Here is a 21,526-nt window from a genome sequence, read left to right on the forward strand (position 1 = left end):
TGCTCCCCCACCCGCTCCCGGCGTCAGCCCACCGAGGAGTAGGCGACGACCCCGCGCAGCACCTGCTCGACCGCCTTGCGCGCCGCCCTGGCCACGGTGGACCCCTCCGTCGGAGCCGCCGCGGAGATCTGTCCGAGCACGTCGATGACCTGCTTGCACCAGCGCACGAAGTCACCGGCCGGCATCTCCGCCTCCCGCAGCACCTCGTCGAGACCCTTACCGGACGCCCACATGTACACGGCCCAGGCGAACCCGAGATCGGGCTCACGCTGCCCGACCCCTTCGGTCTGGTTGATCCGGAAGTCCTCCTCCAGGGCGTCCAGGCGCCCCCAGATCCGGACCATCTCGCCCAGGGCGGCCTTGGCCTTGCCGGACGGCAGCTTCGGGGCCATCGCGTCGTCCCCGACGCGCGCCTCGTACACCAGCGCGGAGACGCAGGCGGCGAGTTCGGCGGGGGCGAGCCCCTCCCACACCCCGGCCCGCAGGCACTCGCTGGCCAGCAGATCCAGCTCGCCGTAGAGCCGGGCCAGCCGCTTGCCGTCGTCGGTGACCTCGTCGCCCCGCAGATAGTCGAGTTCGGTCAGCAGCGCGACGATCCGGTCGAAGGTCCGGGCGATGGTGTTGGTGCGTCCCTCGATCCGCCGCTCCAGCTGCGAGGTGTCCCGCAGCAGCCGGTGGTAGCGCTCGGCCCACCGGGCGTGGTCCTCACGCTCGGCGCACCCGTGGCAGGCGTGCGCCCGGATCGCCGCGCGCAGCCGCGCGATCTCGCGGTCGTCGGCGGCCTGCGACCGCTTCTTGCGGGCCCGCTCCGGCGGGATGTGCCCGGCCTTGGTGCGCAGCGCGGACGCCAGGTCCCGACGGGACTGCGGGGAACGCGGGTTGAAGGACTTCGGGATCCGCATCCGCTCCAACGCCTCGACCGGCACCGGGAAGTCCATCGACGCCAGCCGCTTGACCTGCCGTTCGGCCGTCAGCACCAGGGGGCGCGGGCCGTCGTGCTGGTCGAAGCCGCGGTGTCCGTTGGCCCGCCCGGCCGGCAGCCCGGGGTCCAGGACCAGCGCCAGACCGGCGTACTTGCCCGTCGGTACGTGGATGACGTCGCCCGGCTTGAGCTTCTCCAGGGCGACGGCCGCCTCCGCCCGCCGCTCGACCGCGCCCTGCCGGGCCAACTCGGTCTCCCGGTCCTTGAGTTCACGCCGCAGCCGGGCGTACTCCTCGAAGTCGCCGAGGTGGCAGGTCATGGAGGCCTTGTAACCCTCGAGTCCCTCCTCGTTGCGCTGCACCTGCCGGGAGATCCCCACGACCGAACGGTCCGCCTGGAACTGGGCGAAGGAGGTCTCCAGCAGCTCCCGCGACCGGTGCCGCCCGAACTGCTCCACCAGGTTGACCGCCATGTTGTACGACGGCTTGAAGCTGGAGCGCAGTGGGTACGTGCGGGTGCCGGCCAGTCCCGCGAGGTGGTCGGGGTTCATGGCGCGCTGCCACAGCACCACGGCATGACCCTCGACGTCGATGCCGCGGCGCCCCGCACGCCCCGTCAACTGGGTGTACTCACCGGGGGTGATGTCGGCGTGCTGCTCGCCGTTCCACTTGACGAGCTTCTCCAGGACCACCGACCGGGCGGGCATGTTGATGCCGAGCGCGAGGGTCTCCGTCGCGAACACGGCCTTGACCAGCCCGCGGACGAACAGTTCCTCGACGACCTCCTTGAACGTCGGCAGCATGCCCGCGTGGTGGGCGGCGATCCCGCGTTCGAGGCCCTCCAGCCACTCGTAGTAGCCGAGGACGTGCAGGTCCTCCCGCGGGATCGCGGCCGTGCGCTCCTCGACCAGGGTGCGCACTTCGGCCCGGGCGTCCTCGTCGTTGAGCCGCAGCCCGGCGTACAGGCACTGCTGGACGGCTGCCTCGCAGGCGGCACGGCTGAAGATGAAGGTGATCGCGGGCAGCAGGCCCTCGGCGTCGAGGCGCTCGATGACCTCGGGCCGCCCCGGGGTCCACACCCGGGACCGCTGGCGCCGCTCCCGCTCCCGGTCGGCCTCGCGCATGGCTCTGCCGCGTCTGCGGTCCTGGTAGGAGGGCCGGCTGGCCTCCATCCTGGCCAGCCGGGTGAGATCGGGGTTGACCGCCCTGCGGTGGCCCTCGCCCTCCTCGAACAGGTCGTACATCCGGCGTCCGGCCAGCACGTGCTGGAACAGCGGCACGGGCCGGTGCTCGGAGACGATCACCTCGGTGTCGCCGCGGACGGTGTCCAGCCAGTCGCCGAACTCCTCGGCGTTGGACACGGTCGCGGAGAGGGAGACCAGGGTGACCGACTCGGGGAGGTGGATGATCACCTCCTCCCAGACCGCGCCCCGGAAGCGGTCGGAGAGGTAATGCACCTCGTCCATCACCACGTACCCGAGGCCGAGGAGGGTCTGCGAGCCGGCGTACAGCATGTTCCGCAGGACCTCGGTGGTCATCACGACCACCGGGGCGTCGGAGTTGACGCTGTTGTCACCGGTGAGCAGGCCGACCTTCTCGGCGCCGTAACGGCGGCACAGATCGGAGTACTTCTGGTTCGACAGGGCCTTGATGGGGGTCGTGTAGAAGCACTTCTTGCCCTGTTGCAGGGCGAGGTGGACGGCGAACTCGCCCACGATCGTCTTGCCGGAGCCGGTGGGGGCGGCCACCAGGACGCCCTTGCCCGCCTCGAGTGCCTGACATGCCTCGATCTGGAAGGGGTCGAGACCGAAGTCGTACATCTCGCGGAAGGACGCGAGCGCGGTGGCCTGCTCGGCGGCACGACTGCGCGCCGCCGCGTACCGCTCGGCCGGGGAGAGGTCGTCTGTCATCGTGCTTTCGAGCGTACCGGGAGCCTGTGACAACAGGACGATCAATATCCCGATCGGTGCCGGCGAAACCTGTGATCACGCAGTTCAGGGGCCTACGGTGCGTACCGCCCCGGCCACGGTGCGCGCCAGGACGCCGAAGCGGCCGGCCGCACAGGGTGTGCGCGCCGGCCGCTCAGGCATCCGGGGATCAGGTGACGTCGTCGTATCCGTTGACGCGCTCCGGGCCCGCCTGCTCGGGCAGGGCACGGCCCGGGGACACGGACTCGACCTCGCCGATCGCCTCGGGGGTGAGATCCAGCTCGGAGGCCTCGTCGTCGGCGGGGCCCTCGGCCTCCAGCCGACGCTTGCGCCTGTCGTTCAGCAGGGCGAAGCCCGTGGCGAGGAAGTACAGCACGATGATCGGCGCGGCAAGCGAGAGCATCGACACCGGGTCGACGGTCGGGGTGGCGAAGGCCGCGAAGATGGTGACACCGAGGATCATGCCCCGCCACCAGCCGAGCATCCGTCGGCCGCCGATGAGCCCGGTCAGGTTGAGCATCACCAGCAGCAGGGGCAGCTCGAAGGAGAGACCGAAGACGATCACCATGCGGGTCACTAGGTCGAGCAGGTCGTCCAGCGGCAGCAGGTTCACCGCTCCGTCCGGAGTGAAGCCGAGCAGCACGGTCGCGGCCGCGGGCAGCACGTGGTACGAGAACCACGCGCCGGCGAGGAACAGGGGGACGCCGCTGCCGACGAAGGCGTAGGCGTACTTCCGCTCGTGCTTGTGCAGGCCGGGCGCGATGAACGCCCAGAGCTGGTAGAGCCACACCGGGCTGGCGACCACCACACCGGCCGTCAGGGACACCTTGATCATCAGCGTGAAGGGACCCATGAGGCCCGACATCGTGATGTTGCCGCAGGCCCCGTCGCTCTCCTTCGCCAGCTCCGAGAACGGCCTGGAGCAGCCCACCGCCTCCTGGATGGGGTGGGTGAGGAGATTGATGATGTCCTGGTAGTAGACAGCGGCGACAGTCGCCCCGACCACAATGGCCAGGACCGACTTCCCGAGCCGGTTGCGCAGCTCACGAAGGTGATCCGCGAGGGGCATCCGCCCCTCGGGGTCCTTCTCCTGCTTGCGGGCAGACTTGAGCAACCCACATCCTCATCTCGTACAGCGGGCCGGAGGTCACCGGCCCTGCGTCAGCGCTGGGTCGTGTCCGTCGGCTCGGTGACCGGGCGGGAGCTGGTCACATCGCCGGGGGCGGCCTGGATGGTGCGCTGCGCGGGCGGCTGCTCGCCGGGGTTCGGCGGGCCCGCCGGAGTGGCGGTGCTGTTGCCCTCTTCCTTCATCGCCTTGGCCTCGCTCTTGAGGATGCGCGCGGACTTGCCGAGCGAGCGGGCCATGTCCGGAAGCTTCTTCGCGCCGAACAGCAGGATGATGACGACGAGGATGAGAATGATCTCGGGGGCGCCGAGCCTTCCGAACATAAGTCTTTACCTTCTCACCGAGGCGGCTGGGGTGGGGGTCCTGTCCGACTGGTCGGACAGATGTCCGAACGATCGTGCTGGCAGCGATCGTAACGCTCAGGGGTGAACGCGAGGCAATCCCCGTGCGTACTCCCGATCCGCGGTCCGGGCCTCGTTCTCCGGGCCGCGATCTGCACACTACCCGCCCACGCCGCCACGGCGGGAGGGCGAAGTGGCCCAAAACGCATTCGGTGGCGGACTCACAGAACCACCACAGCCCTGCACCGGGGCCGGCACGGCGCCCCTCACAGCGCGTCCACGGCACCGGCCACGCTCACCGACGCCCGCTCCAGCTCCTCGGCGGCCCGGCTGATCCGCCGGGCGGACTCCGTGACCTGCCGGCCCAGCCGCCGCGCCTCCACGAAGACCCGTACGGCGAAGGCCGCGAGGACGGCGAGACCCACGAAACCCACGGCTACCGCGAACATCGGCCAGAACATGAGGCGAGCCTAGACCCTGCTACGGCGCCTGGAGCCGCAGGGTGCGCACCCCGCCGCCCAGCAGCAGCTCCACGATCCGCTCACCGGCCGGCTTGCGCACCGCCACCCCGCAGTCGGGGCAGGTGAACGAGTAGAACGTGGTGCGGCTGGTGGCGCCGATGGCCAGCCGCAGAGCGCCCGCCGCCAGCTCGAAATACCCACGGCAGTCCGGGCAGCCCGCCCGGAACGTCACCGGCCCCACACTGCGCATGCCCGCGAACGCCGAAGCCACCGAGATGCCCCGCGCACCGGACGCCACCGACTCGCTCACCGCTCCTCCTACCCCTTCGACCGCGCCTCGGACCGCCCCTCGGCCGGCCCGTCGTACCGCACGCCGTCCGGCACCTCGGCCGGGCCGCCGGACCGGCCGTCGACCGGACCGCCGCGCCGCTCGTCACCGCGGGCCGACGGCACCTCGGGCGCCGCCGGGACCTCGGCCGCCGCCGACGCCTCGATGCCGTCGTACGCGGCCAGCGCCTCGCGGGCGGCCCGGCGGGCGCTGCCCGCCAGGTCCGGCGGCGAGACGATCCGGCCGTCGCGACCGAGCCGCAGGGCCAGCCGCCTGAGCGAGGCCGGGTCGGGCGTGCGCAGAGTGATACGCAGCCCACCGTCGGGAAGCTCATCGGCGCTGTCGTGCGGGTAGTACTCGGCGACCCAGCGACCGCCCGGACCCACCTCGACCACGACCTCCGGATCCTCGGCGGCGGGCTGCACCAGCGCCTCCGACAGATCACGCAGCTCGATCTCCGGCGGCGCCGACGGCTCGTCCAGGATCCTGATCTCGGCGACCCGGTCCAGCCGGAACGTGCGCCGCGCCTCGGAGCGGCGGCACCACGCCTCCACGTACGTGTGCCCGACGCTGACCAGACGGATGGGGTCGATCTCGCGCTCGCTGAGCTCGTCGCGTGCCGGAGAGTAGTAGCGGATCCACAGCCGGCGGCGCTCGGAGATCGCCCGGTCGACGTCCGCGAAGACCCCGCCCTCGGACTCGAACGTCACCGACAGCCGCGCACTCGCGCCCGCCGCCTCACCGGCCGCCGCCTCGACCTTCGCCGTCGCCCGCAGCAGGGCCTGCCGGTCGCCCTCCCGCAGACCGGGCAGCGTCGCCACCGCGCGCGCCGCCACCAGCAGCGCGGTCGCCTCGTCGGCCGCCAGCCGCAGCGGCTCCGCGGCGTCCGCGCCCAGCGCCGCCGGATTGTGCCACCAGATGCGCTCACCGTCGGTGTCGATGTCGAGCAGATCGCCACCGCGGAAGCTGGTGCCGCACATGGGCAGCACATCGAGGTCCGAGACCAGCTCGTCCTCCGTGATGCCGAAGGCGCGCGCCACGTCCTCGATCCGCGCCCCCGGGCGCTCCCTGAGATAGGTCACCAGGGAGAGCATCCGACGGGTCTGGTCGATCGCGTTCGCCGGCCTGACCGGTTTGCCTGCCACGTCTTGCTCCGCTCCCCCTCAGCCCTTGGCCACGGCCCGCAGCCGGTCCACGACGTCCGCCCGCAGCTCCGCGGGCTCCAGCACGACCACGTCCGGCCCGAACTCCACCAGCCAGGCGTCCAGCCCGTGCCCGTACGGAATCTCCAACTCGTCCCAGCCGTCACCGAGTTCCCGGACGGCCGTGGCCTTCGCCCGCAAGGGGTACCCGGCGCCGGTGCGCAGCCGGATCAGCGCGCTGCGGTCCGCGGTCTCCCCCGCCCAGCTCGCCACGGTCTCCCGGACCGTCACGACATCGGGGACGGGCACGGTGAAACCCGCCCCGCGCGAGCGGACCCGGCCGGTGATCCGCGACAGCCGGAACACCCGCTCGGCACCGCGCTCCCGGTCGAAGCCCGCGAGATACCAGTGCCCGCGCCAGCACTCCAGGGCCCACGGCTCCACATGGCGGGGCTCGGGACGGGCGGCGGTGGCCTTGCGGTAGTCGAACACCACCGGCCGGCGGTCCCGGCAGGCCAGCATCAGCGGCTCGAAGGCCGCCTCGTGCACGGGGATCCTCGGCTCCAGCGCGCCGTGCGCCTCGTACGGATCGACGTCCTCGGGCAATCCGGCCGCGCGCAGCTTCTGCAGCGCGCCGCTCGCCGCGCCCGCGAGCCGGGCCTGCTGCCACACCTTCGCGGCCAGACCGAGAGCGGCGGCCTCCTCGGCGTCCAGGGTGATCGGCGGCAGCCGGTTGCTGTCCCGGCGCGCCAGATAGCCGATCTCGCCGTCCAGGCTCTCCACGGTCTCGATGACCAGGCCCAGCTCGCGCAGATCGTCCTTGTCCCGCTCGAACATCCGGTTGAAGGAGTCGTCACTGGCGGCCCCGGCCTCCGCCCGCGAGGCACCCCCGCCCGAGCGGGACGCCTCGACATAGGCCTCGATGGAGTCACGCAGCTCACGCTTGCTCAACGGCCTGCGCGTGCCCAGCAGACACAGCGCGAGGTTCATCAGCCGCTCAGCCTTGGCAATGGCCATCGACGCCCTTCGCCTCCCCTTCGATACGTACGATCGTCGACCGTACCGCCCCGCGGTCCCCCGGCAAAAGCCGAGGACCCATGCCCGCGCAGGCATGGGCCCCGGCTGGTCACGACCGGTCGGACGGCGGTCAGACGGCGAGCAGGTCCACGACGAAGATCAGCGTCTCACCGGGCTTGATCGCCGGCGTGGGGCTGCGGTCGCCGTAGGCCAGGTGCGGCGGGATGGTCAGCCGGCGGCGGCCGCCGACCTTCATGCCCTGCACACCCTGGTCCCAGCCCTGGATGACACGGCCGCCACCCAGCGGGAAGCTGAACGGCGCGCCACGGTTCCAGCTGGCGTCGAACTCCTCGCCCGTGCTGAAGGAGACACCCACGTAGTGGACGGTGACGGTCCGACCGGCCTGCGCAACCTCGCCGTCGCCCTCCCAGATGTCCTTGATCTCGAGGTCCGCCGGCGGCTCGCCTTCGGGGAAGTCGATCTCGGGCTTCTCGTTGCTCACGTCACTGCTCCTGCTTGTCTACTGCTTCTCTACGGAAAGGCAACACGGACAGTCTTTCATCCCGGACGACGTCAGGACGCCGCCAGGATGTCCACCACGAACACCATCGTGGAGTCCTTCTCGATGCCGCTGCCACTCGGCGGGTTGTCCCCGTAGCCCAGCGACGGCGGAATCACGATCAGGACCCGGCTGCCCACCTTCTTGCCGGTCAGGCCCTGTGCCCATCCCTTGACGACCTGCTGGAGCGAGAAGGAGGTGGGAGCGCTGCGGTCGTACGACGAGTCGAACTTCTTGCCCGAGTCCCAGACGAAGCCCTGGTACTGCACGACCACCGTGCTGTCGGCCGCGACCTTCTCGCCGTCGCCCTCGATCACATAGGTCGCCACCAGCTTCGTCGGGGGGTCCGTCTTCGGGATGTCGACCGAGGGCGCCTTGCCGTCGGTGTTCGTCCCGACCTTCGGCAGCTTCGCGTCGTCCTGCGGGACGTCCGTGCCCTTGGCGGAACTCTTGGCGTTGAAGGTGTCCTCCAGGTCCACCACGAACACCAGCGTGTCGGTGCCCTTGATGCCGGCCTGCGACTGGCCCTCCTTGCCGTAACCCCAGGTCGGCGGCACCGAGAACTCCACCCGGCTGCCCACCTTCTTGCCGGTCAGGGCATAGCGCCAGCCGTCGATGATGGAGCCCGGGGCGAGCTGGATGAACAGCGGGGTCTTGCGGTCGTAGGAGTTGTCGAACACCTTTCCGGTGTCCCAGATCTGGCCCAGGTAGTTGGCCCAGATGAAGTCCTTCTCCGCGACCGTCTGACCGCCGCCAGCGATCACCGTCTTCACCGCAAGCTGGTCCGACGGCTCACCCGTGCCCTTGGCCACCGTCGGCTTCTCACCGAACTTCGTCCCCGCCGTGATGGCAGGCAGCGGACCGTCCACGATCTTGGGGGCGGGCGCCGCGGACGTCTCCGGGGCCGAGGGCGACGCGTCCTCACTCGCCTTGCTCGAGTCGGACTTGTCGTCCCCACAGGCGGAGAGCGTGACCAGCCCCGCGGGAACGGCGGCAAGCAGCAGTGAGCGTCGGCGCACGATAAAGCCTCGTAATCGGTCGATCTTGAAAAGGGCGTGCGCGCAACTCTACGGCGTGAGAAGGGCGCCGTACGGGAAACGTACGGCGCCCGTGTTGCGTTCCGGCACTCACATGCCGGCGATCAGCTTCTCCACCCTGTCGTCCACCGAACGGAACGGGTCCTTGCACAACACGGTCCGCTGTGCCTGGTCGTTGAGCTTGAGATGCACCCAGTCCACCGTGAAGTCCCGGCGCTGCTCCTGCGCCCGCCGGATGAAGTCACCGCGCAACCGCGCCCGAGTGGTCTGCGGCGGCACCGACTTGCCCTCGAAGATCTTCAGGTCGTTGCAGATCCGCGCCGCCTGCCCCTTGCGCTCCAGCAGGTAGTACAGACCGCGACGACGGTGGATGTCGTGGTAGGCGAGGTCTATCTGCGCCACCCGCGGATGCGACATCGTCATGTTGTGCTTGGCCCGGTACCGCTCGATGAGCTTGTACTTCATCACCCAGTCGATCTCGGTACCGATCCGGTCCAGGTCCTCGGCCTCGATCGCGTCGAGCGTCCGGCCCCACAGCTCCAGCACCTGCTCGACCGTGCCCGTCCGGATCCCGCGGCGCTCGCAGAAGTCGACGGCCTTCTCGTAGTACTCGCGCTGCACCTCCAGCGCCGAGGCCTCCCGCCCGCTCGCCAGCCGCACCTTGCGCCGGCCCGTGATGTCATGACTGACCTCACGGATCGCCCGGATCGGGTTCTCCAGGGTCAGATCCCGCATCACCGTGCCCGCCTCGATCATGCGCAGCACCAGATCCGTCGCGCCGACCTTCAGCAGCATCGTCGTCTCGGACATGTTCGAGTCGCCCACGATGACGTGCAGCCGACGGTAACGCTCCGCGTCCGCGTGCGGCTCGTCGCGCGTGTTGATGATCGGCCGGGACCGGGTCGTCGCCGAGGAGACGCCCTCCCAGATGTGCTCCGCCCGCTGGCTGACGCAGTACACGGCCCCACGGGGCGTCTGCAGCACCTTGCCCGCGCCGCACAGCAGCTGGCGGGTCACCAGGAACGGAATGAGGATGTCCGCGAGCCGGGAGAACTCCCCGTGCCGGGCCACCAGATAGTTCTCGTGACAACCATAGGAGTTGCCCGCCGAGTCCGTGTTGTTCTTGAAGAGGTAGACGTCGCCCGCGATTCCTTCCTCGTGCAGGCGTCGTTCCGCGTCCACCAGGAGTCCTTCGAGAATGCGCTCGCCGGCCTTGTCGTGGGTGACCAACTCGGTCACGTTGTCACATTCCGGTGTGGCGTATTCCGGATGCGAACCCACGTCGAGATACAGGCGGGCGCCGTTCCGCAGAAAGACATTGCTGCTACGGCCCCATGACACGACACGGCGGAAGAGGTACCGCGCCACCTCGTCAGGCGACAGGCGGCGCTGTCCCCTGAACGTGCACGTGACGCCGTACTCGTTCTCCAGCCCGAAAATGCGGCGGTCCATGACTGAACATTACGCCCGATCCCCTGAACTGAAACGGGGTTCGGCAGCACGGTTCGGATCATTTTCGGATGAAGACGCAACCACCGCACTTACGGCCGGAGCTGCCAATACCCGCCCCGTGACCAGCAAAACCAGCAGCGACACACCGCCTGCGACCACCGGCACCGCAAACCCCCGAACGGCGCCACCGGCCTCCACGACGGGACCCGCGACACCCGTACCGACGGACGCGCCCACCGTGAACGTCGTCACCAGCCAGGAGAACGCCTCGGTCACCGTGCCCCGCGGCGCGTGCCGGTCCACGATCACGAACGCGCAGGCCAGCACCGGCGCCAGGAACACCCCCGCCAGCGTCGCCAGCCCCACCATGGCCACCGCGCCCGGCATCAGCATCAACGGCGCGTAACACACCGCCAGGAACGCCACCAGCACCCGCAGTCGCCGCTCCGGCACCCCGGGCCACTCCCGCGCCCCGTACACCAGACCCCCGATCAGCGCCCCCAGCCCCAGCGCCGCCATCAGCCGGCCGTACACCGCGTCACCCCCGTGCGCGTCCGCGTACGGCACCGAGGCCACCGTGATCGACCCCATCGCGATCCCCACGAACAGCAGGGCGCCGAGCAGCACCAGCAGCGCCGGCGAACGCAGCGCCCCCAGCCAGTGCGCCTCGCGCGGAGCGGAGCGCCACGCGCGCGAGGGCGGCGACACCACCACCGAGAGCGCCCCGAGCACCCCGACGCCGTTCACCACCAGCAGCGCCGCCCGCTCCGACCACAGCGAGGCGCACAACGTCACCAGCAGCGGCCCGACGGTGAACATCACCTCCTGCGCCACCGCGTCCATCGCGTACGCCGCCGGCACCTGCTCGGGACGGCGCAGCACCGACGGCCACAGGGCCCGCAGCCCGCCCTCCAGCGGCGGGGTGAAGAGCCCGCCGACCACCATGGCCGCATAGGCGAGCAGCAGCGGATCCGGGCCGCAGAACGCGAAGAGGGCCATCGCCAGGGCCGAGACCAGCGCGGCGGGCAGCTGGACGCGCGGCTGCCCGAAGCGATCCACCAGCCGTCCCAGCACGGGCTGCCCCACGGCGCTCGCCACGCCGTACACCGAGACCAGCGCCCCCGCCAGGCTGTACGTGCCCCCCTCCGCGCGCACGAACAGCACGACGGCGATCGCGGACGTGGCGTTCGGCAGCCGGCCGACCAGCGTGCCCACCAGCAGCCGGGCCGCGTGCCGCGCCCTGAGGATCTCCCCGTACCCCGTGGCCATCGTCCACCCACCCGTCTGAGGTTTTACGTATAACGCCCTTCGTCATACGTACCATGTGCGCTGTTCACGAGTCCAGACGAAGGAGCAGGCGGACGGTGGCACACCACAGCACCCGCCCCACGAGCCGCGACGTCGCCCAGGCCGCCGGGGTCTCCCAGGCCGCCGTCTCCCTGGTCCTCGGCGACAAATGGCGCGGCCGCGTCGCCGAGACCACGGCCGAACGCGTACGGCAGGCCGCCCGCGACCTCGGCTACCGGCCCAACCTTGCCGCCCGCAACCTCCGCCTCGGCCGCACCCGCACCGTGCTCCTCGTCGTCCCGGCACTCACCACCGAGTTCTTCGCCGGCGTCTACACCGGCGCCGCCCGCGTCGCCGCCGACCACGGCTTCGGCGTCGTCCTCTACCCCTCCCCCGAAGGCGTCGGCCCCTCCCGCCCGTCGCCCTCCACCACCCTCAAAGGAAGGCCCTTGCGGGCCGCCCCCATCCCTGACCCCTTCGCCTCCGCCCAGGCCGCCCTCGACGGCGTCATCGCCTCCTCCATGGCCGCCGACGCCCTCACCGCCATCCGCGGCGACCAGCTCCCCCTCGTCATGCTCGACAGCGACCCCACCGGCAGCCTCGGCGCCGCCACCGTCAACCTCGACATCGCCGACGGCGTCCGCCAGATCACCGACCACCTGCTCGGCCTCGGCCACCGCCACTTCCTGCACCTCGCGGCCGACGTACCCTCCTGGACCTTCGACGTACGCGCGCGGGAACTCGCCGTACGCCTCGCAGACGCCCCCGGAACCACCCTGCGGACCGCTCCGGCACCCATCTCCATCGAGGGCGCCCTGACCGCCACCGAGGCCGCCCTGGGCACACCCGGCCCCCACCGCCCCACCGCCGTCGTCTGCGACGACGACAAACTCGCCGCCGGCGCCTACAAGGCCGCCCGCCGCCTCGGCCTGCGCATCCCCGACGACCTCTCCGTCACCGGCCTCGACGACCTCGCCCTCGCCACCGCCCTCGACCCCGAACTCACCACCGTCCGCCTCGACGCCGAGCTCTTCGGCGAACGCGGCATGCACGCCCTCCTCGCCGTCCTGGACGGCCGCACACCCGACGCCGGGGACATCCCCGTCCACCTCGTCGCCCGAGGCTCCACAGCGCCACCCGGCGCCCCCTGAGACGCCCTGTGCCCCGGCGGTCGAACCCGGCCGGGGCACAGAGAGGGTGAGCACACGACTCCGCGGTCGGACTACTCCTCCCCGGAGTCCTCCTCCTCGGAGCTCTCCGCCTCCGTCGCCGCACCGTCCGCCTCCAGCAGCCGTGCCAGCTGCCGGCCCACGACCCGCTTGAACTTGCGCTGCTGCGGACGCGTACGGTCCAGCACCGCCACCTCCAGCCGCTCCGCCGGAATCTCCCGCTGCGTGCCGTTCGACTCACGGGACAGGGCCTGCACGGCCAGCTTCAGCGCCTCCGCCAGCGTCATCCCGTCCTGATGCCGCTGGTCGAGATAGTTGCTGATCAGCTCGGCATTGCCGCCCACCGCGACCGAGCCGTGCTCGTCCACGATCGACCCGTCGTGCGGCAGCCGGTAGATCTGGTCGCCGTCCGGGGTCTCACCGACCTCCGCGACCACCAGCTCCACCTCGTACGGCTTCTCACCGGCCGAGGAGAAGATCGTGCCCAGCGTCTGGGCGTACACGTTCGCCAGACCGCGCGCGGTCACGTCGTCACGGTCGTAGGTGTACCCCCGCAGATCGGCGTACCGCACACCGCCGATCCGCAGGTTCTCGTACTCGTTGTACTTGCCGGCGGCCGCGAAGCCGATCCGGTCGTAGATCTCGCTGAACTTGTGCAGCGCACGGGACGGGTTCTCGCCGACGAACACGATGCCGTCGGCATACTGCAGCACGACCAGGCTGCGGCCACGGGCGATGCCCTTGCGCGCGTACTCCGCGCGGTCCGCCATCGCCTGCTGGGGTGAGACATAGAACGGCGTCGACACCGGTTATCCGTCCCTTTCTGTCGAAGTCACTGGATCACCTGGGATAAGAACGGGCCCGCCGACTACAGCAGGGCGGCACGCGGGCCGTCCGGCTGCTGGAGGCGGCGCTCGAGGATCGAGCGGGCGATCTCCGAGGACTCGTCGTCGGAGAGCCTGCGGAAACCGTCCTCCGTGATCACGGTGACGATCGGATAGATCCGGCGCGCGACATCGGGACCACCGGTCGCCGAGTCGTCGTCGGCCGCGTCGTACAGAGCCTGCACCACCAGCGTGGTGGCCTGCTCCTCGGACAGGTCGTCACGGAACAGCTTCTTCATCGCGCCGCGCGCGAAGATCGAGCCGGAGCCCGTGGACGCGAAGTTGTGCTCCTCGGAACGGCCGCCGGTGACGTCGTACGAGAAGATGCGCCCCTTGCCGCGGTCCACGTCGTACCCCGCGAAGAGCGGTACGACGGCGAGGCCCTGCATGGCCATGCCGAGGTTGGAGCGGATCATGGTCGACAGCCGGTTCGCCTTGCCCTCCAGCGAGAGCTGGGCCCCCTCGACCTTCTCGAAGTGCTCCAGCTCCAGCTGGAACAGCTTGACCATCTCCACGGCCAGGCCGGCGGTGCCGGCGATGCCGACGGCGGAGTACTCGTCGGCCGGGAACACCTTCTCGATGTCCCGCTGGGCGATGACATTGCCCATGGTGGCCCGGCGGTCACCGGCGAGCACCACGCCCCCGGGGAACGTCACGGCCACGATCGTCGTCCCGTGCGGCGCCTCGATCACACCCTGCGTCGGCGGCAGCTGCCGGTTGCCCGGGAGCATCTCCGGCTGGTGATCGGAGAGGAAGTCCATGAAGGACGAGGACCCAGGCGTCAGGAAGGCAGCTGGTAGACGCCCGGTGCTACGAGTGTTGGCTTCCACGGAGTTCCTTCCAGGTAGGCGGCTGCCCGACGAACTGCGTCGGGATCGTCTCCCAACTTGCCGATGGCCGAATTGCAGTTGAAGCACAGTACGCCACGGACCCTACCCGTCTGATGGCAATGATCCACATGTACGGCGGGAGCTTTCAGGCAGATCACGCAGAGCCCCCTTTGAGAGGCGACCATGGCGTCACGCTCAGCAATAGTGAGGCCGTACTGGCGCTTCAGATGACCCTCGCGGCCTTCGATTGCCCGGCATGCTTTGCAGCGTGTCGACAGGCCGTCGGAGGCAGCTTTGTTGCGATCCCATGCAGCGTGCGCCTTGATCTCCCCGCAGCGCTGGCAGTACCTGTGCCCCTCGGGTGTGGCCACCCTCGGCCGCGGCTTCCTCCCACGGGCGTCCTGACGCTGCCTGTAGTACGCCGCCGAGCACTCCCGGCAGTACACCTGAAGCCCGTCACGCATCGCTTTGTTGCTTGCGAAGGCTGCTCGCGGCTTGTCTTGCTTGCACCGCGAGCAACGCTTCACGTTTCCGCTGTCGAGCAATCCGGGTTCCCCCGCCGCCTTCGAATCGAAGGAAAAATCACTCGCCACCCTTCTGAACGAAGGAGCGCACGAAGTCCTCGGCGTTTTCTTCGAGCACATCATCGATTTCGTCCAGCACCGAGTCCACGTCGTCGCTCAGCTTCTCGTGGCGCTCCTTGAGGTCGCCCTGGGCTTCCGCCTCCTGGGTCTGCTCCTCGACCTCCTCCGTGGAGCGCGTCGCCTTCTGCTGGCCGCCGCCGGTGTCCTTGGTCGCCATAACCCTCACCCCGCTCAGTTCGCCCGACATGTTCGGCAGGTCGGCTTCCTGCCGATCGGTGATGATCAGACCCTACAAGCAGGGTCGGACATCGGCCCCGCAGTTGTTCCAACGTACGAGGCCCACCTCGATGATTCCCTTGCGGCGGGGTTTCCACCCCGCCGCGCATGAGCTTCCTGGGGCTCGCTCAGCCGCCCGACAGGACCTTGACCAGGTCTTCTGCCGTGCGGCAGCGGTCCAGGAGCTCCTTGACGTGATTTCGCGTTCCGCGAAGCGGTTCCAGGGTTGGCACGCGCTGGAGCGAGTCCCGGCCCGGGAGGTCGAAGATGACCGAGTCCCAGGAGGCCGCCGCGACGTCGTCGGCGTACTGCTCGAGGCAGCGGCCGCGGAAGTACGCGCGGGTGTCCTCCGGGGGCTTGCCCTTGGCCCGCTCGACCTGCGGCTCGTCGAGGAGCCGTTTCATGCGCCCGCGGGCCGCGAGGCGGTTGTAGAGGCCCTTGTCGGCCCTCACGTCCGCGTACTGGAGGTCCAGGAGGTGCAGCTTCGCCGCGTCCCAGTCGAGGCCGTCACGGCGGCGGTAGCCCTCCATGAGTTCCCGCTTGGCGACCCAGTCCAGCTCGCCGGCCAGGCTCATCGGGTCGTTCTCCAGGCGCGTGAGAGTGTCCTCCCAGCGGGCGAGGACGTCCTTGGTCTGGTCGTCGGCGTCCGACCCGAACCGCTCCTCCACGTATTTGCGCGACAGCTCGTAGTACTCCATCTGGAGCTGCACCGCGGTGAGTGTGCGGCCGCTGCGGAGGGTGACCAGCCTCTTCAGCGTGGGGTCGTGGGAGACCTGGTGCAACGTCCGTACGGGCTGGTCGACGGCCAGGTCGACGGCGATGAAGCCGTCCTCGATCATGGAGAGGACCAGGGCTGTCGTGCCCAGCTTCAGGTAGGTGGAGATCTCCGAGAGGTTCGCGTCGCCGATGATCACGTGGAGGCGGCGGTACTTCTCGGCGTCGGCGTGGGGCTCGTCGCGGGTGTTGATGATGGGGCGCTTCAGCGTCGTCTCCAGGCCTACCTCGACCTCGAAGTAGTCGGCTCGCTGGCTGAGCTGGAAGCCGTGTTCGTGGCCGTCCTGGCCGATGCCCACGCGGCCGGCGCCGGTGACGACCTGGCGGGAGACGAAGAAGGGCGTGAGGTGGCGCACGATGTCGGAGAAGGCGGTTTCCCGCTTCATCAGGTAGTTCTCGTGCGTGCCGTAGGAGGCGCCCTTGTTGTCGGTGTTGTTCTTGTAGAGGTGGATGGGCTGGGCGCCGGGGAGCTGGGCCGCGCGTTCGGCGGCTTCGGCCATGATCCGTTCGCCGGCCTTGTCCCAGAGCACGGCGTCGCGGGGATTGGTGACCTCGGGGGCGCTGTATTCGGGGTGGGCGTGGTCGACGTAGAGGCGGGCGCCGTTGGTGAGGATCACGTTGGCGAGGCCGATGTCCTCGTCGGTGAGCTGGCTGGAGTCGGCGGCCTCGCGGGCGAGGTCGAAGCCTCGCGCGTCCCGCAGCGGATTCTCCTCCTCGAAGTCCCAGCGGGCCCGGCGGGCCCGGTGCATCGCCGCGGCGTAGGCGTTGACGATCTGGGACGAGGTGAGCATGGCATTGGCGTTGGGGTGGCCGGGGACGGAGATGCCGTACTCCGTCTCGATGCCCATTACTCGCCGTACGGTCATGCGGCCCTCCTTGCCCGGCGGCACCCTCGGTCGTGGGCGCCGCTCAGATACCGGTGGTGCTCATCCGGTGCGGGTGCGGTGCCCGTCCTCTCCGCACTGCGCAACCCGGCGGTAGGAAAGAGCCTAGAACGCCTCTGTGCCGGTGGGGAGATCATTTGCGTCATTGCCTTGCTCCAGCCGTGGCCTGAAAAACAGTCGGCTGCGGGTACCCGTGGTGGGCACCCGCAGCCGCCCTGTTTTTTACAGGTACTGTCCGGTGTTCGCCACCGTGTCGATGGAGCGTCCGGTGTCCGCGCCCTGCTTTCCGGTGATGAGGGTACGGATGTAGACGATCCGTTCGCCCTTCTTTCCGGAGATCCGGGCCCAGTCGTCGGGGTTGGTGGTGTTGGGCAGGTCCTCGTTCTCCTTGAACTCGTCCACGCAGGCCTGGAGGAGGTGGGAGACGCGGAGGCCCTTCTGGTTCTTTTCCAGGAAGTCCTTGATCGCCATCTTCTTGGCGCGGCCCACGATGTTCTCGATCATGGCGCCGGAGTTGAAGTCCTTGAAGTACAGGACTTCCTTGTCGCCATTGGCGTAGGTGACTTCCAGGAAGCGGTTTTCCTCGGATTCGGCGTACATGTGTTCCACGGCCGTCTGGATCATGCTCTGGGCGGTCATGGACTTGTCGCCGCCGTGCTCGCCGAGGTCGTCGGCGTGCAGGGGGAGGCGCTCGGTGAGGTACTTGCCGAAGATGTCCTTGGCCGCTTCGGCGTCGGGACGCTCGATCTTGATCTTCACGTCGAGGCGGCCGGGACGCAGGATGGCGGGGTCGATCATGTCCTCGCGGTTGGAGGCGCCGATGACGACCACGTTCTGCAGGCCCTCGACGCCGTCGATCTCGGCGAGGAGCTGGGGGACGATGGTGTTCTCCACGTCCGAGCTGACGCCGGAGCCGCGGGTGCGGAAGAGGGACTCCATCTCGTCGAAGAAGACGATGACGGGGGTGCCCTCGCTGGCCTTCTCACGGGCTCGCTGGAAGACGAGGCGGATCTGGCGCTCGGTCTCGCCGACGTACTTGTTCAGGAGCTCGGGGCCCTTGATGTTGAGGAAGAAGCTCTTGCCGGCGGCCTGGCCGGTGACCTCGGCGACCTTCTTCGCCAGCGAGTTGGCGACGGCCTTGGCGATGAGCGTCTTGCCGCATCCGGGGGGCCCGTACAGGAGCACCCCCTTGGGCGGGCGCAGTTCGTGCTCCTTGAACAGGTCGGGGTAGAGGTACGGGAGCTCGACGGCGTCGCGGATGGCCTCGATCTGGCCGCCGAGGCCGCCGATCTGCTCGTACCCGATGTCGGGGACCTCTTCGAGGACGAGTTCCTCGACCTCGCTCTTGGGGACGATCTCGTAGACGTAGCCGGAGCGGGGTTCGAGCAGGAGGGCGTCGCCGGGGCGGATGGTGACGTCCAGCAGCGGCTCGGCGAGCCTGACCACCCGTTCCTCGTCGGTGTGCCCGATGACCAGGGCGCGCTCGCCGTCCTCGAGGATCTCCTTGAGGGTGACGATGTCCCCGACCCGCTCGAATTCCATGGCCTCGACCACGTTGAGCGCTTCGTTGAGCATCAGTTCCTGGCCGCGCCGGAGCTCGTCGAGCTCGACGCTGGGGCTGACGTTCACGCGGAGTTTGCGGCCTCCGGTGAAGATGTCGGCGGTGCCGTCCTCGTTCGCCGCGAGGAAGACGCCGAAGCCGGCCGGGGGCTGTGCGAGCCGGTCGACTTCCTCCTTGAGGGCCACGATCTGGTCGCGGGCCTCACGGAGCGTGTTGGCGAGTCTCTCGTTCTGGGCGGACACGCCGGCCAGGTTGGTCTGCAGCTCGACGATCCGCTCTTCGAGAATCCTCGTGTGTCGCGGAGAGTCGGCGAGCTTGCGGCGCAGGACGGCGATCTCCTGCTCGAGGTAGGCAATCTGCCCGGACGGGTCGTCGGACCCTCGTCCCGGGCGGATGCCGCGGTTCATGTCGTCGTCGTGGGCTGCCACGGTCCTCACCTCCTCCAAGGGGAGCTGGACGCTTCCAGACCCTACCTGGGCGGGTGTCGATTGAAACCCCTAGATCACAAAGACTGTCGGGGTGTGTCCGATCTTCACCCTTGCGCTTCCCCTCACGCCAGGGGAATACCCACCGAACATGATTGGGAAGCGGGCGGGGGTAGGGTCGACGTGTTCAACACCCGTCAGAGCCTGCATCGTTCCCTTGCGGCTCGGCGCTAAACGGCAGGAGAGATGAGCGTGCAGCAGGAGGCCGGTGTCGGTGGGGAGACGCTGGAGGTCTGGATCGACCAGGATCTCTGTACCGGTGACGGCATCTGTGCGCAGTACGCGCCGGAGGTGTTCGAGCTGGACATCGACGGGCTGGCGTATGTGAAGAGTGCGCAGGACGAGCTTCTGCAGGCCAAGGGGGCGACGGTGCCGGTGCCGTTGCCGCTGTTGACGGACGTGGTGGACTCGGTGCGGGAGTGTCCCGGCGAGTGCATCCATGTGCGTCGCGTTTCGGACAGGGTCGAGGTGTACGGCCCGGACGCGGAGTGAGCGTTCAGGTACGGGCCGTGAGGGCTGTCTGATTTCTCACAGCCGGTGATGGCCTGATTCAGACGCTGTGGGCGCCGGCGGGTGTCGAGCGGATGAATCTGTCGTCCTTCCACTGCCACTTGACGCTGTCCTTGAGATCGGGGCAGCAACTGGGCACGTCCGGCGAGGAGTAGCCAAGGAGCGTGGCGAGGACGGCACCGTCGGTGACGGTGAGCGTGGTGACGTTGGTGCGGTCCTTCGGGTCGACGAGGGTGGCGACCACGCGCGCGTGGGTGCTGCCGGCGGCCTGGGTGAGGACGTAGACGCCGTCGGGCGGGGTGCCCATGGGGGCGTCGCAGTGGACGGCGGCCACGGTCTCGGGCCTGCCGTCGCCGTCGAGGTCTCCGCTGGCCTTGCGCATGACGAGCGGTTTGACCGTGGGACCGCAGTCGAGGGGGAACTCGACGCCGGTGGTGGCGGGGGCGGTGGCCGAGGCGGCGGGTGTGGTGGCGCTGTGCGGCGGGGAGGCCTGGGCGGCCGTCGCGGGTCCGGGCTGGAGGGCCGAGGAGAGGGCCACGACGCCGGCCACCGCGGTGGCGGTGGCGACCCAGTGGATGGGCCGGGTGTGGGTGTGTGCCAGTTCCGGGACGGCGGATTGCTGCACTAGGAGCGTCTCCTGGGGTGGCTGTGCCGGTGGGGGTGGGGGGTGGCGAGCATCGTGCCACACGTCACAGGGCGGCGGAACGGCGGGGTCGGGCGGGGCCAAGGTGAGGGCGCCGTGGCCGAGTTCCCCGGGGGTTCGGGGAACTCGGCCACGGCGCCCTGTCGTTGTCCGTGTGGCGTGGGCCGGGTCAGCGGCCGTTGCCTCCGTCGGCGTTGGGGCCGGCGTAGTCCTCGCCGTAGGCGCCCTTGGCGGGGCGGCGGCGACGCATGGGCGGCTCGACGCCGTCGGCGAGCCGACGGGCGGTGAGCAGGAAGCCGGTGTGGCCGATCATGCGGTGGTCGGGGCGGACGGCGAGGCCCTCGATGTGCCAGTTGCGGATCATCGTCTCCCAGGCGGTCGGCTCGTTGAAGCAGCCGATCTCGCGGATGGACTCGACGGTCCGGGCGAGCTGGGTGGTGGTGGCGACGTAGCAGCAGAGGATGCCGCCGGGGACGAGGGCCTTGGAGACGGCTTCCAGGCACTCCCAGGGGGCGAGCATGTCGAGGATGACGCGGTCGACCTCGGTGTCGCTCAGGTTGTCCTGGAGGTCGCCGACGGTGAGCTGCCAGGCGGGGTGCGGGCCGCCGAAGTAGCGCTCGACGTTCTGCCGGGCGATGTCGGCGAAGTCCTCGCGGCGCTCGTAGGAGTGCAGCATGCCCTGGTCGCCGATGGCGCGCAGCAGGAAGCTGCTGAGGGAGCCGGAGCCGACGCCGGCTTCGACGACGCGGGCGCCGGGGAAGATGTCGGCGAAGGCGAGGATCTGCCCCGCGTCCTTCGGGTAGACGACGGCTGCCCCGCGGGGCATGGACAGGACGTAGTCGGGGAGCAGGGGGCGCAGCGCGAGGTAGGCGACGTTACCGGTGGTGCGGACAACGCTGCCCTCGGGAGCGCCGATCAGCTCGTCATGGGGGAAGGAACCCTTGTGGGTGTGGAAGTTCTTCCCGTCCTCGAGCGTGAACGTGTAGTGGCGGCCCTTGGGGTCGGTCAGCTGAACCTGGTCCCCGACCTTGAAGGGCCCGCGCCTGCGGGCGGCACCGGTCGGTTCGGACATGTGAACAGCCTACCGGCGTTTGGCGGGGCCGCCGACCACGGGTGGGTGCGGGCGGCGCGGATGCTAGGGGCTGTCCGGCGGATCAAGTCGCAGGAAAGCAGCGGTGACTCATCGGCCCAGGTGAGCGGGGTCTGGTGCGTCCAACTGCAAGGCGGAGGAGGGCGTCGACGCGATGGGGGTCCCGCCCGCGCGAGCGAAGCCGAGCGTGGGGGAGTCGGCAACCGACGACAACGCCGCAGGTGGGCGTGCCAGACC

The 21,526-nt window shown here is 69.7% G+C and carries 21 protein-coding genes; 2 read left to right on the top strand and 19 right to left on the bottom strand.

Features of this window, described 5'->3' with window-relative positions:
• Positions 1–23: 23 nt before the first annotated feature.
• The 11 genes from AQJ58_RS15900 to AQJ58_RS15950 all read right to left on the bottom strand — a co-directional run bounded on the left by AQJ58_RS15900 (position 24) and on the right by AQJ58_RS15950 (position 11,581).
• Positions 24–2,876, bottom strand: a complete 2,853-nt coding sequence (locus AQJ58_RS15900; protein ID WP_067250475.1) for a DEAD/DEAH box helicase — start codon at positions 2,874–2,876, stop codon at positions 24–26.
• A 142-nt stretch (positions 2,877–3,018) separates the two neighbouring features.
• Complete coding sequence (gene tatC, locus AQJ58_RS15905) at positions 3,019–3,963, bottom strand: twin-arginine translocase subunit TatC (protein ID WP_067250477.1); 945 nt, start codon at positions 3,961–3,963, stop codon at positions 3,019–3,021.
• A gap of 47 nt (positions 3,964–4,010) precedes the next feature.
• Entirely contained in the window at positions 4,011–4,298 is a 288-nt protein-coding gene (tatA, locus tag AQJ58_RS15910; RefSeq protein WP_067250480.1) for a Sec-independent protein translocase subunit TatA, read from the bottom strand.
• Between the two features lie 284 nt (positions 4,299–4,582).
• The gene (locus AQJ58_RS15915) at positions 4,583–4,777 is read right to left on the bottom strand and encodes a hypothetical protein (RefSeq protein WP_067250482.1); all 195 of its coding nucleotides are present in this window, start codon (positions 4,775–4,777) and stop codon (positions 4,583–4,585) included.
• Positions 4,778–4,796: 19 nt separating this feature from the next.
• The gene (locus AQJ58_RS42505) at positions 4,797–5,087 is read right to left on the bottom strand and encodes a hypothetical protein (RefSeq protein WP_067250484.1); all 291 of its coding nucleotides are present in this window, start codon (positions 5,085–5,087) and stop codon (positions 4,797–4,799) included.
• An 8-nt stretch (positions 5,088–5,095) separates the two neighbouring features.
• The gene (locus AQJ58_RS15925; RefSeq protein ID WP_234360067.1) at positions 5,096–6,250 is read right to left on the bottom strand and encodes a helix-turn-helix transcriptional regulator; all 1,155 of its coding nucleotides are present in this window, start codon (positions 6,248–6,250) and stop codon (positions 5,096–5,098) included.
• An 18-nt stretch (positions 6,251–6,268) separates the two neighbouring features.
• Entirely contained in the window at positions 6,269–7,264 is a 996-nt protein-coding gene (locus AQJ58_RS15930; RefSeq protein WP_067250485.1) for a helix-turn-helix transcriptional regulator, read from the bottom strand.
• 130 nt (positions 7,265–7,394) lie between these two features.
• Positions 7,395–7,766, bottom strand: a complete 372-nt coding sequence (locus tag AQJ58_RS15935) for an FKBP-type peptidyl-prolyl cis-trans isomerase (protein ID WP_067250489.1) — start codon at positions 7,764–7,766, stop codon at positions 7,395–7,397.
• Positions 7,767–7,837: 71 nt separating this feature from the next.
• Positions 7,838–8,842 carry an FKBP-type peptidyl-prolyl cis-trans isomerase gene (locus AQJ58_RS15940; RefSeq protein ID WP_067250491.1) on the bottom strand — a complete coding sequence of 335 codons (1,005 nt, stop codon included), beginning with the start codon at positions 8,840–8,842 and terminating at the stop codon, positions 7,838–7,840.
• Between the two features lie 108 nt (positions 8,843–8,950).
• Entirely contained in the window at positions 8,951–10,312 is a 1,362-nt protein-coding gene (pafA, locus tag AQJ58_RS15945; protein ID WP_059196529.1) for a Pup--protein ligase, read from the bottom strand.
• Between the two features lie 9 nt (positions 10,313–10,321).
• The gene (locus tag AQJ58_RS15950) at positions 10,322–11,581 is read right to left on the bottom strand and encodes an MFS transporter (protein WP_067250493.1); all 1,260 of its coding nucleotides are present in this window, start codon (positions 11,579–11,581) and stop codon (positions 10,322–10,324) included.
• A 95-nt stretch (positions 11,582–11,676) separates the two neighbouring features.
• Between AQJ58_RS15950 and AQJ58_RS15955 the strand changes: the two genes are divergently transcribed.
• Positions 11,677–12,750, top strand: a complete 1,074-nt coding sequence (locus AQJ58_RS15955) for a LacI family DNA-binding transcriptional regulator (RefSeq protein WP_067250496.1) — start codon at positions 11,677–11,679, stop codon at positions 12,748–12,750.
• Positions 12,751–12,821: 71 nt separating this feature from the next.
• Here the strand turns inward: AQJ58_RS15955 and prcA are convergent, their stop codons facing one another.
• From prcA to arc, 6 genes are all read right to left on the bottom strand, one after another.
• Entirely contained in the window at positions 12,822–13,574 is a 753-nt protein-coding gene (gene prcA / locus AQJ58_RS15960; RefSeq protein WP_067250498.1) for a proteasome subunit alpha, read from the bottom strand.
• 62 nt (positions 13,575–13,636) lie between these two features.
• Positions 13,637–14,482, bottom strand: coding sequence for a proteasome subunit beta (gene prcB / locus AQJ58_RS15965; protein WP_067250500.1), 846 nt, complete (start codon positions 14,480–14,482; stop codon positions 13,637–13,639).
• On the bottom strand, positions 14,434–15,129 hold the full coding sequence (locus AQJ58_RS40765; RefSeq protein WP_420712155.1) for an endonuclease VII domain-containing protein: 696 nt from the start codon (positions 15,127–15,129) through the stop codon (positions 14,434–14,436). The genes prcB and AQJ58_RS40765 overlap by 49 nt, the downstream gene beginning before the upstream one ends.
• A complete protein-coding gene (locus tag AQJ58_RS15970; RefSeq protein WP_067250936.1) occupies positions 15,065–15,283 on the bottom strand; it encodes a ubiquitin-like protein Pup in 219 nt (72 codons plus the stop codon). The genes AQJ58_RS40765 and AQJ58_RS15970 overlap by 65 nt, the downstream gene beginning before the upstream one ends.
• A 187-nt stretch (positions 15,284–15,470) precedes the next feature.
• Complete coding sequence (gene dop / locus AQJ58_RS15975) at positions 15,471–16,982, bottom strand: depupylase/deamidase Dop (RefSeq protein WP_199844595.1); 1,512 nt, start codon at positions 16,980–16,982, stop codon at positions 15,471–15,473.
• A 240-nt stretch (positions 16,983–17,222) separates the two neighbouring features.
• Positions 17,223–18,989 carry a proteasome ATPase gene (arc, locus tag AQJ58_RS15980; protein WP_067250506.1) on the bottom strand — a complete coding sequence of 589 codons (1,767 nt, stop codon included), beginning with the start codon at positions 18,987–18,989 and terminating at the stop codon, positions 17,223–17,225.
• 243 nt (positions 18,990–19,232) lie between these two features.
• Between arc and AQJ58_RS15985 the strand changes: the two genes are divergently transcribed.
• The gene (locus tag AQJ58_RS15985; RefSeq protein WP_067250509.1) at positions 19,233–19,538 is read left to right on the top strand and encodes a ferredoxin; all 306 of its coding nucleotides are present in this window, start codon (positions 19,233–19,235) and stop codon (positions 19,536–19,538) included.
• A gap of 58 nt (positions 19,539–19,596) precedes the next feature.
• Here AQJ58_RS15985 and AQJ58_RS15990 read toward each other — a convergent pair whose 3' ends face one another.
• Complete coding sequence (locus AQJ58_RS15990; protein WP_067250511.1) at positions 19,597–20,181, bottom strand: hypothetical protein; 585 nt, start codon at positions 20,179–20,181, stop codon at positions 19,597–19,599.
• 187 nt (positions 20,182–20,368) lie between these two features.
• Positions 20,369–21,271, bottom strand: a complete 903-nt coding sequence (locus AQJ58_RS15995) for a tRNA (adenine-N1)-methyltransferase (RefSeq protein WP_067250514.1) — start codon at positions 21,269–21,271, stop codon at positions 20,369–20,371.
• Between the last annotated feature and the right edge of the window lie 255 nt (positions 21,272–21,526).

Source organism: Streptomyces sp. DSM 15324 (genome assembly GCF_001514285.1).
Taxonomy (GTDB): Bacteria; Actinomycetota; Actinomycetes; order Streptomycetales; family Streptomycetaceae; genus Streptomyces.

Bases quoted from the DNA above. Each gene is read 5' to 3' on its own strand.
- AQJ58_RS15970 (WP_067250936.1), bottom strand. From the start codon at position 15,283: ATGGCGACCAAGGACACCGGCGGCGGCCAGCAGAAGGCGACGCGCTCC.
- AQJ58_RS40765 (WP_420712155.1), bottom strand. From the start codon at position 15,129: ATGATGTGCTCGAAGAAAACGCCGAGGACTTCGTGCGCTCCTTCGTTC.
- AQJ58_RS15950 (WP_067250493.1), bottom strand. From the start codon at position 11,581: ATGGCCACGGGGTACGGGGAGATCCTCAGGGCGCGGCACGCGGCCCGG.
- AQJ58_RS15930 (WP_067250485.1), bottom strand. From the start codon at position 7,264: ATGGCCATTGCCAAGGCTGAGCGGCTGATGAACCTCGCGCTGTGTCTG.
- AQJ58_RS15915 (WP_067250482.1), bottom strand. From the start codon at position 4,777: ATGTTCTGGCCGATGTTCGCGGTAGCCGTGGGTTTCGTGGGTCTCGCC.
- tatA (WP_067250480.1), bottom strand. From the start codon at position 4,298: ATGTTCGGAAGGCTCGGCGCCCCCGAGATCATTCTCATCCTCGTCGTC.
- AQJ58_RS15985 (WP_067250509.1), top strand. From the start codon at position 19,233: ATGAGCGTGCAGCAGGAGGCCGGTGTCGGTGGGGAGACGCTGGAGGTC.
- dop (WP_199844595.1), bottom strand. From the start codon at position 16,982: ATGACCGTACGGCGAGTAATGGGCATCGAGACGGAGTACGGCATCTCC.
- AQJ58_RS15995 (WP_067250514.1), bottom strand. From the start codon at position 21,271: ATGTCCGAACCGACCGGTGCCGCCCGCAGGCGCGGGCCCTTCAAGGTC.
- pafA (WP_059196529.1), bottom strand. From the start codon at position 10,312: ATGGACCGCCGCATTTTCGGGCTGGAGAACGAGTACGGCGTCACGTGC.